Genomic DNA, 18,676 nt, shown 5'->3' with positions numbered 1-18,676 from the left:
AAACAAGATTACTAAATGATAACGTACAAGAATCACTTAAATGCGTCCAAATTGTGTCTAAACGTACAATTTTCCCGAAATGATATGGTGACCCCATGCCCATCAACTTAAGACTTTTTACTACCCCCAAGTACAAAAAAACGTTATTCTTTCTTAATAATCTATGAGAAAGGGTGACGTTTTTTATGAATCTCTCGATTCAAGAGGAGTTACAACCATTTGCAGAAGAATTACAGCGCTATATCACACCTGGATTTTTGGAAGAACTAGCAAGAGAGATTAAGTTTATAAAGCGAAAACGCAAGTTTTCAGGATCAGATTTAGCTACCATTTGTATTTGGATTAGCCAACGGGTGGCCAGTGATCCTTTAGTCCGATTATGTAGTAGACTTCATGCAGCTACAGGTACTTTACTCAGCCCAGAGGGCTTAAATAAACGATTTACTGCAAAATCAGTGTTATTTTTAAAGCATGTCTTTTCGTTATTGTTACAACAAAAAATCTGTGAGCAGACTCACATTTCTAACCAACTTTTTGCTCATTTTAAACGCATTCGCATCATGGATGCCACTATGTTTCAAGTACCCCATACTTTGGAACATATATATCCTGGTTCAGGTGGCTGCGCTCAAACAGCTGGGATCAAAATTCAATTAGAATATGATTTACATAGTGGGCAATTTCTTAATTTTCAAGTGGGACCTGGAAAAAATAATGATAAAACATTCGGAACAGAATGTTTAGATACGTTACGGCCAGGCGATTTATGTATTCGTGATTTAGGGTATTTTTCATTAGAGGATTTAGATCAAATGGATCAACGTGGTACGTATTATATTTCGAGGTTAAAGTTAAATACGAACGTATATGTAAAAAATCCAAATCCGGAATATTTTAAAAATGGTTCCATTAAAAAACAATCAGAATACATACAAATCAATGTCATACAGATTTTGAATCAACTCCAACCAGGCGAAACGATAGAATATCAGCAAGCTTATATTGGGGATAAACAGCAGCTATTTTCACGTCTCATTTTTCATCGTTTAACAGAGGCACAATTAAAAAAACGTCTAGAGAAAATTGCAGAAAAAGAAAAGTCAAAACACAAAACCTATTCAGATAAAAGTAAATTAGCAGCGGGATTAAATGTATATGTGACAAATGCACCTTGGGAATGGGTTCCGATGGAACAAGTACATGAATTATATACATTGCGTTGGCAGATAGAAATTGTTTTTAAAACGTGGAAATCATTGTTTGATATTAATCATTGTCGTACCGTCAAACAAGAAAGAATAGAGTGCCATTTATACGGGAAACTCATCGCTATTTTTTTATGTTCTTCTACGATGTTTAAAATGCGCCAACTTGTGTTACAAAAGAAGCAAAAAGAATTAAGTGAATATAAAGCGATTGGAATGATCCAAGATCATCTGTTTCTCCTCTATCAAGCCATAGGGAAAAGCACCCAAGAGATAACAAAGCTTCTGATCCGCCTGTTCCACCTTCTAGAGAAAAACGGGCGGAAATCTCATCGATATGAGAAGAAAACTGTCTTTGATATCATGGGTGTTATCTATGAGTATAGTGGATGTAGCAAGCAAAAGAAAGCTGCATAAGAAAAAAATGAAACCCGTTAGGGTTTATTTCGTGTGCTTATTTTTAATAACTTGTCCCCATTTTGGGAGATTTTAGTTCAATTGAACAAAAGTTAATTTTGTATCCATCCTTAAGTTGATGGGCATGTATGGTGACCCCATGCCTATCAACTTAAGAAAATAAGTTACCCCAAAACGATAAAAATGAGGCTTATTACCATAAAAGATACAAAAATCTTCGTTCTGGGGGATTCATAACAGCGTTTTTATCTCTCTACAGTTAATTATGAGAATTCAGTTCATTTTTTTATTTTGAGAAGCAATATATTTTTTAACCTGATAGTAATGTGACGGCCTGTTATAAATCATTTATTTATCTCATTCTATGTATTCTCCTCATATAAACTCATTAATTATTCAACAAGAATTTTATATCATGTTTCAATCCATACTATATATAAATTTTATAGTGTTCTATTTTAGTTTTTGACAAAAATTTATCTGAAAATAGTTCTAATTGTTTTTTGATAAGTTTGTTATACTCTTTTTGTTAAGAGGTAAGTAAAAGTAATAACTAAATAAGGAACGGAGATAAATTTATAATGAAAATAGCAAAGCCTAAAGGAGTATGGAAAAAAAGAATGCTTATATCTCTCATGGTAGTTTTTGGATTGGCTCTTGCGGGAATTAGTTATTGGAACCTTTCACCAGTTCCAAAAGCATTTTTGATTAAAAAAGCATTTGAAGGCGGAACCTTCGTTCCGTCAGCTGATTATGACCATGCTCTAAACGAAACAAAAATCGTTAAGGATATCAATTATAATTCTAAATTCCCAGATGGCAAATTAGACCTCATTTATCCGAAAAATCGTACAGAAAAATCTCCTATTATTTTTTGGGTACATGGAGGTGGATTTGTGGGGGGAGATAAATCAGATATTACTGGGTATGCGGTAGAATTAGCTGCTCGTGGCTATATAGTGGTGAATATAAACTATGCTCTTGCTCCTAAAAGAGAATATCCAACGCCAGTACTCCAACTAGGTGAGGCTTATGAATACATAAAAGAAAATGCCAAAAAATATGACTTAAATCTGAATCATGTTTATTTTGCAGGAGATTCTGCTGGAGCACAAATATCTGGTCAATTCGTTAATATTCAAACATCTGAAGAGTATGCAAAATTAGCAAAGATTGACGCTATTGTTAATCCTTCTACAATAAAAGGTGTACTGCTATTTTGCGGTCCATATAATATGCCTGAATTAGCTAAGATAGAATCAACTAAAGAAATACAAGATTTCATGCGTACCACTGGTTGGGCTTATTTGGGTAAAAAAAATTGGGAAGGATCATCAGAAGTAAAAATAGCTTCAATTTTAAATCATGTTACAAAAAAATATCCACCAGCATTTATCACAGATGGGAACACTGGATCATTTGAAGATCAAGGTAAAGCATTGGCTTCTGCTTTACAAAGTAAAGGAGTGTCTGTAGATAGTCTTTTCTTTGATAAAAATGTTTCTGGTGAGTTAGTACATGAATTTCAATTTAAAATGAATACCCCAGCGGGTCTAGAAACCTTCAACAAAGTTCTGGAATTTTTAAGTAGAAGTAAATGATATGTTTAAAGTTACGATAAAAACAGAGTGCGATTTTCAGAAGTACCGTACATGTTCATCAAGATAAAATAAATTTGTATCTATATAAGTTGAATTAAAAGGTTACAGCTACTGTTTGTCGAAATATAATAAGTAACATATATTGACAAATGGAGCGGAGCAAAATGACACATGTACACCAAAACGAAAAAGAAAGCCTACTTGTAGCAATGAAAACGACTAAAACGAAACGAATGTATGAACGTTATCAAACGATCTATTTCTATGTACAAGGCTTTTCTATAAAAGAAATAATGAACATGATTGGTCGTTCTGAAAAAACAATCTATAATTATGTGAATGCTTACAAAGAAAAAGGATTGCATGGCTTACTCATGGGACAATCAACAGGAGCACCACGTAAATTAGCCCCTGAACAAGAACAGGAGTTAGTTCAAGTGATTGCATCTCATCTACCCGTTGATGTTGGATTTCCAGCTAAACATAATTGGACTTTATCCATTATCGCTTCTTTCATTAAAAGAGAATGGAACGTAAGTTACACACTTCGCGGGGTGTCTCGACTTTTACATGATTTAGGGCTTAGTTACACAAAACCGACGTATACATTAGCGAAAGCAGACCCGGTGAAACAACAAGAGTTTAGGGAAGTTACCTTCCCCGCCTATAAAAAAAAAACTTTTAAACGAGGAGATTGACCATCTTCTGTTTCAAGATGAGTCCATGATCCGCGATTACCAAGCACTGCAGCATACATGGTTTTTAAAAGGAAAACAACGCAGTATTCCTACTTATGGGAAACACCAAGGTGTTAAACTTATTGGTACACTTAATTATGAAACAGGTGAGTTAGTTTGTGTAGAAGAGGAGCGGTATGATGCCGAAGCATTTCTTCGTTTTCTTCAGCATGTACTTGAACTGTATCCCAACGGGAAAATAGCTCTTATTCTAGATAATGCGCGTATTCATCATGCGAAGCTCATCCAACCACTTTTAAGGAAACACTGTCATCGCTTAGAATTAGTGTTTTTACCTCCCTACAGTCCCGATTTAAATTTAATTGAAGGGGTATGGAAATGGCTCAAATCAGACATCATTCATAATGTTTTTTATTCATCGATTTATGAAATTCAAAAAAATGTACAGGCTTTTATTCAGGAATTAAATCGCACACCTGAAAAAGTGATCGATCGATTATGCATTCGATTGTAATCTTTTAATTCAACTTATATATATAATGAAATGAACGCTATTCTATTTGTAGAAATATACAGAAAGGATGGCGTTTTTTATGAATCTTTCGATTCAAAGTGAGCTACAATTATTTGCTGAAGAATTACATCAACATCTTACCCCTTCATTTTTAGAAAAACTTTCTAGAGAACTAGCTTTTGTACAACGAAAGCGTAAGTTTTCAGGACGTGACTTAGCTATTATCTGTGTCTGGATTAGTCAACGTGTAGCGAGTGATTCCTTAGTTCGACTGTGTAGTCAACTTCATGCTGTTACCGGAACTTTTATGAGTCCAGAAGGACTAAATAAACGTTTCAATAAGAAGGCTGTTTGCTTTTTAAAATATATTTTCTCCACATTATTAAAAAAGAAAATTTCTGATACATCAGTGATTCCAAGCTCTTCAATCACCTATTTTCAACGGATTCGTATTTTAGATGCAACGATTTTCCAAGTGCCAAAACATTTAGCTAGTGTGTATCCTGGATCAGGTGGTTGTGCACAAACAGCGGGTATAAAGATTCAACTAGAATATGATTTACATAGCGGACAGTTTTTAAATTTTCAAGTTGAACCAGGGAAGAATAATGATAAGACCTTTGGAACAGAATGTTTAGCGACATTACGCCCTGGCGATCTATGTATTCGGGATTTAGGCTATTATTCACTAGACGATTTAGATCAAATGGACCAACGAGGCGTGTATTATATATCGCGGCTTAAACTAAACAATATGGTGTATATCAAAAATGAGTTTCCTGAATACTTTCGAAATGGGACAGTAAAAAAAGAGTCTCAGTACATCAAAGTTGATTTAGAACAGATTATGAATACCTTAAAACCAGGACAGGTCCATGAAATAACAGACGGTTATATTGGAAAGGATAAAAAACTATTCACACGAGTTATTATGTATCGATTAACTGAAAAACAACTTCGTGAGCGTATGAAAAAACAAATGTATACGGAAAGTAAAAAGGGCATTACATATTCAGATAAAAGCAAAAGATTAGCTGGTATTAACATATATGTTACCAATATACCTTGGGAGATTGTTCCGATGGAACAAATACATGATTTTTACTCTCTTCGCTGGCAAATCGAAATTATCTTTAAAACTTGGAAATCACTTTTTCAAATCCATCATTGGCAAAATATCAAACAAGAGCGATTAGAATGTCACATTTATGGAAAACTAATTGCTATTTTTCTATGTTCTTCTACTATGTTCAAAATGCGACAGTTGATTTTACAAAAGAAACAAAAAGAATTAAGCGAATATAAAGCCATTGGAATGATACAAGATCATCTATACATCTTGTATCAAGCTATACAACAAAACACCCAAGAAATAACAAAAATCTTATGCCGTCTATTCAACCTATTACTGAAAAATGGACGAAAATCTCACCGATATGAGAAGAAAACAGTCTTTGATATCTTGGGTGTTATTTATAAGTATAGTGGATTGGAAAAACAAAAAAAATCACAGGATTTTTAAAATTGGGTTGATTGAGGTTTATTTGGTATGCTCATTTTTAAGGACACAAAGTATTTTAAGAGTTTTTCCGTTCATATGAACGAAAGTACATTTTGTTTTGGCTCTTAAGTTGATGGGCATGTATGGTGACCCTTAAAAGGCAATATTTGTTATATAATAAATTTGTCAAAGCAGTTTCTAAATAGTTTACCCTGTCATTTCTGTTAAGATGGTTTGTTTTGCCCTTGTAGTTACATTATCTCAAAGAGAACTTGTAGACATTCCTACAAGTTCTCTTTGTTTTTCTAATAAAAACCGAATGTAAACTAATATCCAGTAGTTTACTTTCAAATCACTGACAACGGTCGTTTTGGGTACTTTCCTTAATGGGGTACCGAAACGATTCAGGGAATGAGGGGCCACTCTGGGGTTAAATTACAATTTCAAAATTTAAACAAAATTCGAAAGTAGAATTTTATAATATTTATTTAGTGAAAACGAGTTTTACAAAAGTATGAAAATAGCAAATTGATACGAACCAGCTGTATTATTTCCATTATCACAAAAAGAACTTGTAGTAATTTCTACAAGTTCTTTTTGTTTTTTTATTCTGTATGGTCGCTAGTATTACCCGCTTTATCAGTAATACGATAATATAAGGGAATTAGTGGTTGATTATTGGGGGTTAAAAGACTTACGACCAATTGCACCTTTAGCAGAAAAAGCAAGAATTGAGATTTTGGAATACCACACAAGATTGAAAAAAATACGTGATCGATTTGGTCGTTTTCAAGGGAAAACTGATCTACGTTAATGAGTAGAGATTTCAGAATATAAGCGGGGAAATTCCCCTTCTTTTTATGTGAAATCTGACACACTCCCTATTGTTTTTGGGGTGTTTTTTACTTAATTTAATTTTTGTTAAAAAAGTTATTGACGATAAAAATGATTTTATGATATTATAAAATATTTGATAAAAAATAAAATATATGTTAAGGTTAAGAAGGTTACCATATATGGAGGTGGATTATATGTTTCAAATTGGCGATAACATTGTTTATCCAATGCACGGAGCAGGTATAATTGAAGCCATAGAAGAAAAAGAATTCTCAGGAAAAAAACAACAGTATTATGTTATAAAAATGTCAATCAGTAATATGCAAGTCATGATTCCTATGGGTAAAATACTAAGTTCGAGTATACGCCCAGTTACTGATATACTTGCATTAAAACACATTATACACATTTTTCAGCATGGAGAATCAGATAAATCATTGCCGTGGAAACAAAGGTATAAAGTGAACACGGACAAAATAAAAACGGGTGAAATACAAGAAGGTGCTGAAGTTGTACGTGATTTAATGCGTATGAAGAAAGAAAAGGCACTGAATACAAGCGAAAAAAAAATGTTGGATAACGCACATGAATTTTTGATTAGTGAACTAGGATTAATTAAAGGGATCACTGAAAATCAAATAAAAAGTTTCTGTTAAGATTCATTATAGATAATGCATTAAATCCCCCGAAAATATCCTGAATTTTTCGGGAATATGATGATTATTAAAAGTAAATCATTTCAAAGACATTCAACTTCTTCAACTCACTTTTAGAGTAGGAACCTCTTTTGTTATTACTTCAATCTTATCCATTTTTATTTTTAAATTTCTTTTACGAACGTTCAAATTTTCATCAAATAACTCGATTAAATAGTCACTTGATTTTTGCAATCCTGATTCACACTGGCACGGACAAGGATCCGTAAGGATGAAAGAGAGGTAGGGCTTTCATTGTTTTAGGTAATATATTATCTAAGTCATTATTTCTAGAAGAAAAAACAATCAATCTCACCGCTATCTCTTTAAGAGTTCTTTACATCTACTGAGACAGTGGATAGTAATTGTTTATCTTCTTTACGTAAAATTGATAAACGAACTGATAACACCATATGGTCAACTACAAAAAATGGTTTCCAGACCAGGAAACCATTTTTAATCTTATTTACATAACAATAGTAAATGAAGCAGTAAGAAGGAGTGCACACATGAAAAAAATGTTAACAAAAGAATTAAGTAATGAATTAAAGAAGCGAGAAGGGATTATTTCTATTACAGTTGAGCCTTATGAAAAAATCGAAGTTGGTGGAATTCGTGTAGATGGACCAGCTGTGATTCTAATTAATCAAGAATAGCTAAAAATAGTTGAATGAACGAAGAAAAGGATCAGCCTTTACGAGAAGGGAAGATCCTTTTTGTTTGCTACGGCTAATAACAGGATATACATATATTCCATCTGATGTGATGGGGTTCAAAGGAAGGAGAGGGTCGGGATTATCATAGTGGAAAGCTTAATATTGGTAGGATTTCTTTTTATTTTATATACATTAGTTGATCAAAAACAAACTAAGTATTTGAAACGATAGATTGTTTTCTTTTTAAGAGCGGGATTTATCTTATGGTGAAACGGATAATTTAAAGGAGGAATTTAGATGGATGCAAGGAAAGAACGCATAAAATACGAGAAGATGTCAAAGAATTATAATTGTATTTATTTAGTTTCGTTTATCCTATTAATTGTACTTGTTTGTAGTAGTGTGATTATCATAGGAGCTACAGGAGGAAAATATGGAGTGTTTTTATTGTTGGCAATTTTACTTAACGCACGTATTACGAAAGAATCTCAAAAAAAGTATGAGCAGTATGCTAACAAAGGGCGTATTTAAAATGACACATATCTTGAAAAGAACAACCTAAATGTACCTTATTAAAATGTTATTTTTGTTTCTATAATGAATTATCCTTCTAGCATATTTATAAGATTTATATCATATATTAAGAGAAAGAATGTAGGTTAGAAAGGAGTTTTATAGATTGAGTTATTTGGAGGGAAATGACTTGAGTGAACAAAATATGGTAAGTGTACCGAATCCCTACGTATATCAGACATTACAATCAGTAATTGGTAAACATGTGGTTATTGAAACTGTAAGAGGTAATGTAAGAGGAAAGTTAAAGGATGTGAAACCAGATCATTTGCTAATTGAAGATACGGTACCGTATATTGTACGAATTCAACAAATTGTATGGATTATGCCAAAACAATGATTAAATTACATCTAATTTAATTTATAACAAATTGGTTTCATAGACGTCCAAATAAAAACACAGGGTTTTATCTCTGTGTTTCTTCAAATTTTCTTTTTTGGATATATGCTTGAGCATGGATAATTTCTTTCTGAAGTTCTTTTAATTCTTCCGTAGATCCTGATTCAATCCTCATGTACGTAGTAACTAGACTAATCATCATATCCATCTTCTCTACTATATTTTGAATGACTTGTTCAGATTGCTCTTTTTTAGGATGTTGTATTGCTATTAATACATTTTCTATATAATTGTTCTTTCTTTGCTGGATATCATAAATAAACTGTTTTGTGTTTGAGTTCATTTGCCATTCCTCCATTTTGGATATACTTCTATTCTATCATATTCGAATGGGAAATATTAGATTATCCTAAATATACACCTGTCTCGCACATCTCCTCAAATATACAAACTAATCCCTTAATGTAAAGGAAGATAAGCAAAACATTTCAATTTTGTGCCTGAAAGTACAATTTTCTTTTTTGATATGGTGACCCCAATTGTTCATCCATGTATTTCACCTCTATGCAATATTTTAGTGTATCTTTTATAGGTCAACTACTGTAAATTTTCCCTGTTGCTATACCTTAATTTCATTTTCATTATTTTACAAGCGATATTGCTTTATTATTTGAACTATGAAAACTGTTTAGTGGCGGAACAAGATGGAAAGGTAGTATTTTTGTTAAACATATTCATTTCTCTGGATAAATAACCATTCCCATACATCTATTTCTGGCTCTATCTTTCCACATATAATCCCAATGCGGTAAAATACCTTTTACAAATATATAATGTAAATTCTCTTCTATCTCAATTATCTTGTACACCAGAGCTACAATTGTTTATATTTTGTTATTTCCTGTTGCAGAATCCTTATGATAGGGATTCTTTTTTATATCAAAAATCACAAATAAAAAAAGATAAGATCGGTGAACACGATCTTATCTTTAGCACAAGGAGTAAACAAAAGGATAACCATCATATTTTTATTATAATTTATTTTTTGTTAATTTTGAATATTGGAATCATAATTAACAAGTATATCTATATTGAGAAATTTATTACAAAATTAACTATAAATGATCAAAAAATCGAAAGTAAACTTTTAGCCAGTAGTTTACTTTCATAATATTGATTTTGATACGTGCTTGGTAAATAAAAACACAATGAATTGCAAATAAAAACTATACAGAAATCTAGTTCCGTATAGTAAAGTGCATATGATAAATCCCTCTTTGCTATCTCCCAAAAAAGAATCTTGGCTGTAGACTCTATAAACTGTATTTTCAGAAACATTGCAAGCGTGTAAGAAAAATGAAAGGTAATTCAATATGAGAATAACAATCTTAATACTACAATGAAAACAGAAACATTCATAAAAATTCTGAGGTACGATATCAAGTTATTTTAGTACTTAAAACATTCGATTAAGAATTACAGGTTAAATAAGGAAATACGAAACTAGACCATCAATTAATAGAAAATTATTCGTATTTTAAAAAAAGGAAAAATGTCGGCAGGCATCATCTATCAACGCTCATACTTAGTTTGTAAATTTGGAGGGGATTTCTCATATGAAAATAGTAAAAGTAAAAGATCTTAGTAAAGAATACACAGGAAAAGTTTCACATACAGCACTTTCAAATATTAATTTAACAATTACAGAAGGAGAATTTGTTGGGATTATGGGTCCTTCTGGTAGTGGGAAAACAACGTTATTGAATATGATTTCTACTATTGACTCGCCAACATCAGGCAGTGTATTCATTAATAGTAAAAATCCTTATCAACTATCACCCAATGATTTGGCCGTATTTCGCAGACAGGAATTAGGGTTCGTCTTTCAATCCTTTAACCTGTTGCATACATTAACAGTAAAAGAGAATATGGTTCTTCCGCTCGTATTAGATGGCATGAATGTGAAAAGAATAAATAAACGAGTAGAATCTATTTCAAAAAAATTAGGAATCAGTGAAATTTTAAATAAACGAACATATGAAATATCAGGAGGACAAGCACAGCGAACAGCGATTGCCCGTGCACTCATTCATTATCCTAAATTGGTTCTTGCCGATGAGCCAACAGGAAACTTAGATTCTAAAGCTTCCCAAGATGTAATGGAGATATTAACACAATTAAATAAAGAGGAAAAGGCAACAATGATGTTAGTAACGCACGATCCAGTTGCTGCAAGTTACTGTGACCGCATTATTTTTATTAAAGATGGACAGTTATACCATGAAGTTTGCTACAATGATGATCGCCCATTATTTTATAAAAATATTATGGATAGTCTTTCTATGTTAGGGGGGAATAAACATGACTTTTCGACAGCTCGCATTCAATAATGTTATACGGAATAAACGAATATATCTTGGTCATTTTTTTAGTAGCACATTTGCGGTAATGATTTTCTTTACTTATGGGCTACTTGTCTTTCATCCGAATCTACAAGGCGAACTGACTCATGTAAGTACCATAATGAATACATTTGGGAAAATAGGATTTCAACTATCGTATTACTTAATCTTTGTCTTCTCTTTCTTATTTATTTTCTATTCTGTTAGCGCATTTTTAAAAAATAGAAAAAAAGAGTTTGGATTATTACTGTTACATGGAATGTCTCATCAACAGCTTCATCGATTAATTTTTTTCGAAAACATGTTGATTGGAGTTCCTTCTATACTAGCAGGCATTGGGATTGGGATGATTTTTTCTAAATTAGTTTTACTAATTAGTGGGTCTTTATTGGGAATAGAGAATACGTTAGCATTTTACTTTCCATTAAAGTCTATGGGAGTAACAGCTATTTCCTTTTTTGTTTTATTCCTACTCATTTCATTATTTACATCAAAAATGGTAAAAATGAATGAACTTGTAGAACTCATAAAATCAGAGGAAAAACCAAAACCTGAGCCGAAAGCGTCCGTTTGGATATCCTTGTTGGCAATAATCTTAATTGGAGCAGGTTACTCCGCCGTCCACTACTGTATCGTCGCGGTCGATTTCATGAGTTTAAAACAATTACTTCTACTCGTAGTAGTAGGTGTCTTATTAATTGTATGTGGAACCTATTTTTTCTTTACTCAATTGTGTGTATATGTGATATACACTTTAAAAAATAGAGAAACTACATTCTTTAAAAGAACCAATCTCCTTGTTATTTCAGAATTAGCGTTCCGAATGAAAGATAATGCGAGAACGTTCTTTATAGTTACAATTATATCGGCTGTATCTTTTACAGCAATTGGAGTTTGTACGGCAATCGCAAATCCTGAATTGGCAAAAAGTGCGACGCCATATGCATTTACCTATCGATCGGATAATGGAAATACACAAGAGAAATCCCATATTGAAGAGATAAAGAAACAATTAAAAGAATCTGGATTTTCTTATAAACTTGTAGCAACAAAATTTAAAAGGGCACAAAACGGTCCGGTGTTAATTAATCTTTCTACGTATAATGAATACGCTAAAAAATTAGGGTATGAAATAGAAAAATTAACAAATGAAACTGAAAGTATCGCTATACTACCAAAGAAAAATCCCACAAGTGCAGAGGATCAAAAAACATTGGAATTAAAACATGGTGAACTAGAAGTACCACTTTCTGTTCAAAAAACAATTTATATCCCAGAATTCGCCGAGATTGACAAGCCTTTTATTGTCTCTGATGCTGTTTACAATAAGGTCCTAAATGTTCAACAAGAAAGTGTACTCCGAGATTACACTATATACGGTTTTATCGTTAAAAATTGGTCTGAAACAAGTGAAGTTTCTACAAAACTTATGAAGTCCATTGGTACGAGTCAAGATGATTTTTATATCTTTTCATCTTTGTATTTAAAATGGCTTGAACTGAAACAACAAAATGGATTACTTTCTATTTCAAGTGTATTGGTGGGGATTGTATTTTTCGTATTTACGCTAAGCTTTTTATATTTCCGTCTATTTACTGATTTAGAACGTGATCAAGAGCAATATCAGATGCTTTCAAAATTAGGTTTAAGCCAAAAAGAGTTAAAACAAATTGTGACAAGACAAATGATATTTCTATTTTTCTTACCGATTGTAGTGGCTATGGTTCACAGCAGTTTTGCATTTCTAACTTTTCACCAATTAGGACAAAGAGTAAGTAAGGAAATGTCCGTTATTCAAAGTTCAACTGTTGTATTAGTAAGCTTTATCTGTATGCAAATTATTTACTTCCTTATTATTAGAGATCACTATATAAAGCGCATATGTACAAAAATATAATTAAAAAAAAGATAACCAAAAAATTGAAGATGCATACTCAATCACTAATTATGGTTGAATATGCACCTTTAGAATATTGAAAATATGCCAAGATTAGTATGTTTTTGTTCCCCTATATTAGATATAAAACAATGATTTGACAAACTCCCATGGGACGAGCGAAAGAATTACAATCAAACTTCGATAACATCGAATTCTTATAAATTTTTAAATTTTTCGACAAAAATGATAATATATAGATAAATATGGTAAAATCATATTTGGATGGAAGTCCAAATATATATTATAAAAATTAAAGTGGTTTAAGTCGGAGAGAGGCACCTTAGGGTGTCTTTTCTTTATGTAAAAAATGCCCATATTAGATGAGTGGTTTAGGATATTTCGTTAGCGGAAGTCATTCTTTGAAATTGATGAATGTAAAAATATTAAAAGAGAACGCCTAGAGTGCCATTTATATGGATAACTCATCGGCATTCTCCTCTGTTCTTCTACGATGTTTCAAATGCGACAGCTTCTGCTTGAAAAGAAAAAGCAGGAGCTGAGTGAATACAAAGCGATTTATATGATTAAAGATTATTTTCCATTACTGTTTCAAGCGATAGCCGTTGGAACAGAGGAACTTTTGAAAATTCTGCATCGCTTTTATCAGCTGCTTAAAAAGAACGGTCGTAAATGTCATAGATATAAGAAGATGACCGTCTTTGATATTCTAGGGGTTGTGTATAAAACGACGGTGAAGCATAGACAGGCTGCCTAGCGAAAAAATCGCGTTTTAATAGGCTTCTTTAGCATGTCTACTTTTCTATCACTTGCTAGTTTTGAAACAAGGATCATTTCGTACCTAGTAATTTACTTGGTTATCTTGATGGGCATGGGGTAGTGTCAGCATTATGCACATTTACAACGTTAAGTAACTTCGAGAAGGAAAAAGGACTAATTTAACAACGATAAGTGTTTTGAGACAAGTCATATGGGACACTATTAAGCCTTATTTTCCGTATTATTGACTTTATCCCAATAGAGTCTAATCGGAAAGTGTTCAATACAATTATGGCCGGGAATTGTGGAGCAGGGAAAACGCATCTTGCTTATGCTATCGCAGATCAGCTTGCAGGTGCAGGGATGTCAGTTGTTTTTGTCACGGTTGGTGAATTGCTACGAAAGATTAAAAGTACGTTCAATAAAGATTCCTCCTTAACTGAGGATTCAATCATTCGAACATTGGTAATAGCGGAGATGTGTTAATAGTTGATGATTTAGGAGCAGAATTAGGAGCATTGGATGCCAATACAAAAGCGACAAACTTCATTAATAGAGTGCTATTCGATGTTTTCGATGGTAGACAAGGTAAATTCTACTATATTCACTACAAACCTTACAGGTGAGCGTTTAGAGGGTGCATATGACGAGAGGATTGTATCGCGTATTTTCAATAACTTCAGAGCGATTGTTTTCAAAGATACAAAGGATTTCAGAAGAAAAGCACTACCATTCTAAGGGGGAATAACAATGTGTGCATGTAACGGAACGGGAGTAATCAGAAACGATATTGGAATGGGTATGTATCAATTCGGACCATGTATTTGCGAAGCGGCGAATATTACGCCTGAAGAAGTGGATAGAAGACGTCATGCCGTTATGGCGGAACTAAGAGAAATTCATCAATTACAACTGGAGGGGAAATGGGATGCCAAGACTTGGAACGGATTTGGAAAAAGAGAATTACACAATCGCAGCACAGCAAAGGAAGTACATGAAGAAATCGCGTCGTAACATGTATGTGGCGTTAGAAGATTTGGACTTGTTATTCGATGAGAGTGAAGTAATTCGATTCCAAGAAATGTGGGAAGAAGATAAAAGCTTCATAGAAATTGCAGTAGAGTTGGGAAGGCATCAGTTAGAAATTGCAGCCTTAATCATGGATCAGGCGGATAAGAACAAGATTAAATCTCGCCCAGCGGGGTTAGGGGCATGAAACAACTAACACTTGAGGATGTAGTGGGAAGCTTTGATTATACCACAACAAGTACAGTGGAAAAGTTCTTGAAGCGTAATAGCGTTATGACGTACTAAATAGAGTTTTACGACAAGGACGACAAATGGAAGCTTCGTTGGTTTGAAGCAAAGTCAAAGAGCGAAGCTATAGAAATGGCTAAAAAGGAATACGGAAAGATACAAATTATTACTACCTATATTTCGGATAGAACCTTAGAGGAAATAATGAATTTAGATTAGGGGGCATACCGTTATGACGATAAATAAATGGCTAGAAAAAGCAGGTTATGAAGTCGCTGAAAAGAATGACGTCACCCATGACGCGTTGGTGGGTTTGGATCTACAGGCGTGAAGTAAGACCAAATTTGAATTTTATTAAAAAGAAGGAACGGAGGAATATGTAAAAGACTTTGAAAGGTCCATAAAAAAAGAATTCAGTAAAACTCTGAATTCTTCTACATGTATTTTTATTTTTTAATCCATTTGGAAATAATAGGATAATGAAAGTCTTTTTCTTGTAGCACATATAAAATTCCTTTTATAGGTCCGAAAATTAACAAAAGAAGCAGTATTAGATATAAAGGAGCTATTCCGAAAATAATCAAAGCGTTGTTTGAAGCTAAGTCTAAATTAGATAAAGATAACATTAAGATTCTTATTACGAAAAGATTCCAAATCATTGTAATTATCCAAATGAATAGTTGGTAAAAAACAGCTTCAAGAATGTTTTTTCGAATGTCTTGTGATTTACATATGAAATAAAAAATCAATGGTATATAAAAAATTGTGACACTAAAGAAAATAAGAATAAAAAAAGATAATACGGTAAGAAAATGCATAATTAATTTTATGTTCTTTTCTTGAGTTAGGATCATTAAGGTCCTCCTATATGTATGAGATTTATTGTGCCTATTAAAATATGTGTCGTAGATAATTATAACATAAAAATTAATTGTAATAGGATACTGCATCGAAAAGGACACGTATTAAATTAAACAAAAGCGTTATTTGTGCGACACGTTTCCTCATAAGTGTGCAAACACGAAATAGGAGGGTTATCAATTTGATAACAACAACTGATTGACTGAAAGTAGGAATGAAAGCCGTCAGGTTGAGCTGAAACTACTTATCTGATACTCCTACATGCAAAGCGTGATAGTAGTCACAAATTGTATGAAGCTAGGTGAAGTCGGCTGAACAAAACCTAAGTGAGAAATCATATGGTAATGGATAGGTCGGGATGCTACAAAATATCTATGGTGAGAATGTCCAAATGGACTGGCGAACTTGCGAATGTACGGGTCTAAACGCTTAATACATTAGAAATATGTATGACGTTAATGACGACGTTATCTACCGAAAAGTAAGAGTAAATGATATGAAATTCGGAACATCTAACGATGAGGATGTAAAGATAACAGGCTTAAAGCAAGCACCTAAGGATATATGTATAGCTAAGTCAATCGGAACGTGGTAAGCAAGAAACCGTCACCAACGTCTACTAGCGGACAGATGCATATAAGGTTCTAACGAACCGAAATTGCTTCATTCTTGTGAAGGTAGGGACATAGTACCGAAGAAGCATGTAACGAATGTGGAGGGATAGTCCTTAGTCTTGTTCTTTGAAAACTAAATCAATTAGATGTAACTCACAGGATCGAGTAAGATGATGTGACTTTTCGTAAGAAAAGGGAATTAACACGTTGGTGAGTACAACATTGTTTGTAATCTAGTTGCTTTAGTATAGAAGAATAAGATGGGGCGCTGTATGCGATGAAAGTCGCACGTACAGTGCTAAGCGGTGGAAAAGATGGAGATAACTTCAAAGTCTTACCTATCGCAACAAAAACAAGAAGCCCTAGAGTTAGGGCTCTAGGGCTTTTTGTTTTGGTATTCTCACATGGTTTTTTTAAAAGAATAGAACATATTGAAGATAACGTATGAATGTTTCATAAATGTATCGAAAAAGTGAACAAAATTGCTATTGCAGAAGAAACAGAAATGAAGTTTCTAATACGTAAGTACGTGAAAGGTATTATTTCCAGTGGATAAAATGCGCATGGGGCACCTAATCATTATTTTATTGGAGGAAAAGAATATGTTATGAACTTGGTTGAATGAAAAAATGAAAATTTTACTTTTAGAGTGAAACTAAACAAAAACGCTATTTTATTAGAAAGGATGAATCATATGAGCGGTTTCTATCCGAAAGCAAAAGTAAAATTATCCTTCGGTACTATGGGTGCAAATGTATATAATTTCGTTTCAACTGTTCAGGTTGAAAATAGAATAGATGATTTAAAGAGGTTGGAGCACAATCTGGAATTAGCATTAGAAATGGTTCGTAATGAAAAACGAGTTTTAGAGATGCATTTGAACAAAGAAAACTAAACAAAAACTTCATTTTAGTAGAAAGCGAGGTGAGAAGATGAGTCTTACTTTTATAGACTTATTCGCAGGAATCGGAATGTTCCGGATAGGAATGGAGAAAGCCGGACATAAATGCATTGGTTGGGTTGAATGGAACAAGGGTGCTAGAGCTACATATGAAGCTATGCATGATACGAAGGGAGAATGGACCGAAAATGACATTAGAAACGTTACCGGATCAAGAATACCAGCAGCAGATATTTGGTGCGCCGGATTCCCTTGCCAAGACATTTCAAAGAATGGAAGACAAAAAGGGCTTGCAGGAGAAAAATCAGGACTCTTCAGAGAAGTTATACGAATCATTAGGGAAGCAGATGAAGCTAAAAAACCCTCACGATTACTCTTTGAAAACGTTGAGAACTTGTTATCAGTCAATAAAGGATGGGACCTCTTCCGTATTCTCGATAGCCTGGACGAGGTCGGGTATGATGCAGAATGGTAAACTATTACCTCAACAGAGAGTGGAGTTCCACATAATAGAACGAGACTTTTCATTGTTGAAAATCTTAGAGAGCGAAACCTCAGAAGAGTATTTAGTTGATCTAGATAGAGTAAAAGATTGTGTGATTGGTATCTGTGAAGGGAAAGTATTTGTTCGTGAAGCTACAAAGCAAGGATACAACGTTGCTTATCGCGGTGACACGGTGAATTTAGCGCATCCGAAGAGAAAAACAAGAAGCGGTCGTGTTGGTAAGGGAGTAGCAAATACTCTTCTCACATCTAGAGAACAAGCCGTCTTAACTAGTGATGATAAGTTGAGGTGGCTCACTGAAAGAGAATCATGGCGTTTGCAAGGAATACCAGATTCATATTTCGAAAAGGCTGCTGCAGTTACTTCGAAAAATCAATTATATAAACAGGCCGGGAATGGCGTAACTGTAGATGTTGTGTATGAGATAGCAAAAATGTTATAAA

Annotated in this window: 17 protein-coding genes and 5 pseudogenes; 20 read left to right on the top strand and 2 right to left on the bottom strand. The window is 33.3% G+C overall.

Features of this window, described 5'->3' with window-relative positions; translation table 11 throughout:
- Window positions 1-185 precede the first annotated feature (185 nt).
- From ACP6L7_RS32490 to ACP6L7_RS32450, 9 genes and pseudogenes are all read left to right on the top strand, one after another.
- Window positions 186-1,622 carry an IS4 family transposase gene (locus ACP6L7_RS32490; protein ID WP_430529099.1) on the top strand — a complete coding sequence of 479 codons (1,437 nt, stop codon included), beginning with the start codon at window positions 186-188 and terminating at the stop codon, window positions 1,620-1,622.
- Window positions 1,623-2,203: 581 nt separating this feature from the next.
- Window positions 2,204-3,223, top strand: coding sequence for an alpha/beta hydrolase (locus tag ACP6L7_RS32485; protein WP_097833447.1), 1,020 nt, complete (start codon window positions 2,204-2,206; stop codon window positions 3,221-3,223).
- Window positions 3,224-3,387: 164 nt separating this feature from the next.
- Window positions 3,388-4,435 (top strand): annotated as a pseudogene (locus ACP6L7_RS32480) (IS630 family transposase).
- Window positions 4,436-4,514: 79 nt separating this feature from the next.
- Entirely contained in the window at window positions 4,515-5,957 is a 1,443-nt protein-coding gene (locus tag ACP6L7_RS32475) for an IS4 family transposase (RefSeq protein ID WP_430529695.1), read from the top strand.
- 643 nt (window positions 5,958-6,600) lie between these two features.
- Window positions 6,601-6,750: pseudogene (locus ACP6L7_RS32470) on the top strand (acyl-ACP desaturase); the annotation flags it as partial.
- 217 nt (window positions 6,751-6,967) lie between these two features.
- Window positions 6,968-7,429 (top strand): CarD family transcriptional regulator, encoded by a 462-nt coding sequence (locus ACP6L7_RS32465; protein WP_170961073.1) that lies wholly within the window; start codon window positions 6,968-6,970, stop codon window positions 7,427-7,429.
- A gap of 548 nt (window positions 7,430-7,977) precedes the next feature.
- Window positions 7,978-8,124 (top strand): BC1881 family protein, encoded by a 147-nt coding sequence (locus ACP6L7_RS32460; protein WP_000738547.1) that lies wholly within the window; start codon window positions 7,978-7,980, stop codon window positions 8,122-8,124.
- A 297-nt stretch (window positions 8,125-8,421) separates the two neighbouring features.
- Window positions 8,422-8,655, top strand: a complete 234-nt coding sequence (locus tag ACP6L7_RS32455; RefSeq protein WP_059304473.1) for a hypothetical protein — start codon at window positions 8,422-8,424, stop codon at window positions 8,653-8,655.
- 148 nt (window positions 8,656-8,803) lie between these two features.
- Window positions 8,804-9,037 (top strand): YuzF family protein, encoded by a 234-nt coding sequence (locus ACP6L7_RS32450; protein WP_000120820.1) that lies wholly within the window; start codon window positions 8,804-8,806, stop codon window positions 9,035-9,037.
- Between the two features lie 67 nt (window positions 9,038-9,104).
- On the opposite strand, the gene ACP6L7_RS32445 is transcribed toward ACP6L7_RS32450, so the two are convergent.
- A complete protein-coding gene (locus ACP6L7_RS32445; protein WP_001087723.1) occupies window positions 9,105-9,380 on the bottom strand; it encodes a hypothetical protein in 276 nt (91 codons plus the stop codon).
- Between the two features lie 1,273 nt (window positions 9,381-10,653).
- On the opposite strand from ACP6L7_RS32445, the gene ACP6L7_RS32440 reads away from it, so the two are divergent.
- The 7 genes and pseudogenes from ACP6L7_RS32440 to ACP6L7_RS32410 all read left to right on the top strand — a co-directional run bounded on the left by ACP6L7_RS32440 (window position 10,654) and on the right by ACP6L7_RS32410 (window position 15,571).
- Window positions 10,654-11,427, top strand: a complete 774-nt coding sequence (locus ACP6L7_RS32440; RefSeq protein WP_098791828.1) for an ABC transporter ATP-binding protein — start codon at window positions 10,654-10,656, stop codon at window positions 11,425-11,427.
- Window positions 11,399-13,336, top strand: a complete 1,938-nt coding sequence (locus ACP6L7_RS32435) for an FtsX-like permease family protein (RefSeq protein ID WP_430529694.1) — start codon at window positions 11,399-11,401, stop codon at window positions 13,334-13,336. Before ACP6L7_RS32440 ends, ACP6L7_RS32435 begins: the two co-directional genes overlap by 29 nt.
- A 391-nt stretch (window positions 13,337-13,727) precedes the next feature.
- Window positions 13,728-14,093: pseudogene (locus tag ACP6L7_RS32430) on the top strand (IS4 family transposase); the annotation flags it as partial.
- Between the two features lie 269 nt (window positions 14,094-14,362).
- Window positions 14,363-14,833, top strand: a pseudogene (locus ACP6L7_RS32425) (ATP-binding protein); the annotation flags it as partial.
- Window positions 14,834-14,845: 12 nt separating this feature from the next.
- On the top strand, window positions 14,846-15,109 hold the full coding sequence (locus tag ACP6L7_RS32420) for a hypothetical protein (protein WP_097833472.1): 264 nt from the start codon (window positions 14,846-14,848) through the stop codon (window positions 15,107-15,109).
- Window positions 15,024-15,311: a helix-turn-helix domain containing protein gene (locus ACP6L7_RS32415; protein ID WP_097833471.1), complete on the top strand. Its 288-nt coding sequence runs from the start codon at window positions 15,024-15,026 to the stop codon at window positions 15,309-15,311. Before ACP6L7_RS32420 ends, ACP6L7_RS32415 begins: the two co-directional genes overlap by 86 nt.
- Window positions 15,308-15,571, top strand: a pseudogene (locus ACP6L7_RS32410) (hypothetical protein). Before ACP6L7_RS32415 ends, ACP6L7_RS32410 begins: the two are co-directional and overlap by 4 nt.
- A gap of 227 nt (window positions 15,572-15,798) precedes the next feature.
- Here the strand turns inward: ACP6L7_RS32410 and ACP6L7_RS32405 are convergent.
- Window positions 15,799-16,206 (bottom strand): magnetosome magnetite crystal formation protein family, encoded by a 408-nt coding sequence (locus ACP6L7_RS32405; protein ID WP_098356765.1) that lies wholly within the window; start codon window positions 16,204-16,206, stop codon window positions 15,799-15,801.
- Window positions 16,207-17,104: 898 nt separating this feature from the next.
- Between ACP6L7_RS32405 and ACP6L7_RS32400 the strand changes: the two genes are divergently transcribed.
- The 4 genes from ACP6L7_RS32400 (at window position 17,105) to ACP6L7_RS32385 (ending at window position 18,675) form a co-directional block, all read left to right on the top strand.
- Window positions 17,105-17,275 (top strand): hypothetical protein, encoded by a 171-nt coding sequence (locus ACP6L7_RS32400; RefSeq protein ID WP_430529693.1) that lies wholly within the window; start codon window positions 17,105-17,107, stop codon window positions 17,273-17,275.
- 246 nt (window positions 17,276-17,521) lie between these two features.
- Window positions 17,522-17,722, top strand: coding sequence for a hypothetical protein (locus ACP6L7_RS32395; RefSeq protein WP_097832729.1), 201 nt, complete (start codon window positions 17,522-17,524; stop codon window positions 17,720-17,722).
- Between the two features lie 37 nt (window positions 17,723-17,759).
- On the top strand, window positions 17,760-18,203 hold the full coding sequence (locus ACP6L7_RS32390; RefSeq protein WP_257156220.1) for a DNA cytosine methyltransferase: 444 nt from the start codon (window positions 17,760-17,762) through the stop codon (window positions 18,201-18,203).
- Window positions 18,187-18,675: a DNA cytosine methyltransferase gene (locus ACP6L7_RS32385; protein ID WP_240523189.1), complete on the top strand. Its 489-nt coding sequence runs from the start codon at window positions 18,187-18,189 to the stop codon at window positions 18,673-18,675. Before ACP6L7_RS32390 ends, ACP6L7_RS32385 begins: the two co-directional genes overlap by 17 nt.
- Window position 18,676 lies beyond the last annotated feature (1 nt).

Source organism: Bacillus silvicola, assembly GCF_050524305.1.
GTDB lineage: Bacteria > Bacillota > Bacilli > Bacillales > Bacillaceae_G > Bacillus_A > Bacillus_A cereus_AT.
This window is presented reverse-complemented; position numbering and strand designations above follow the sequence as displayed.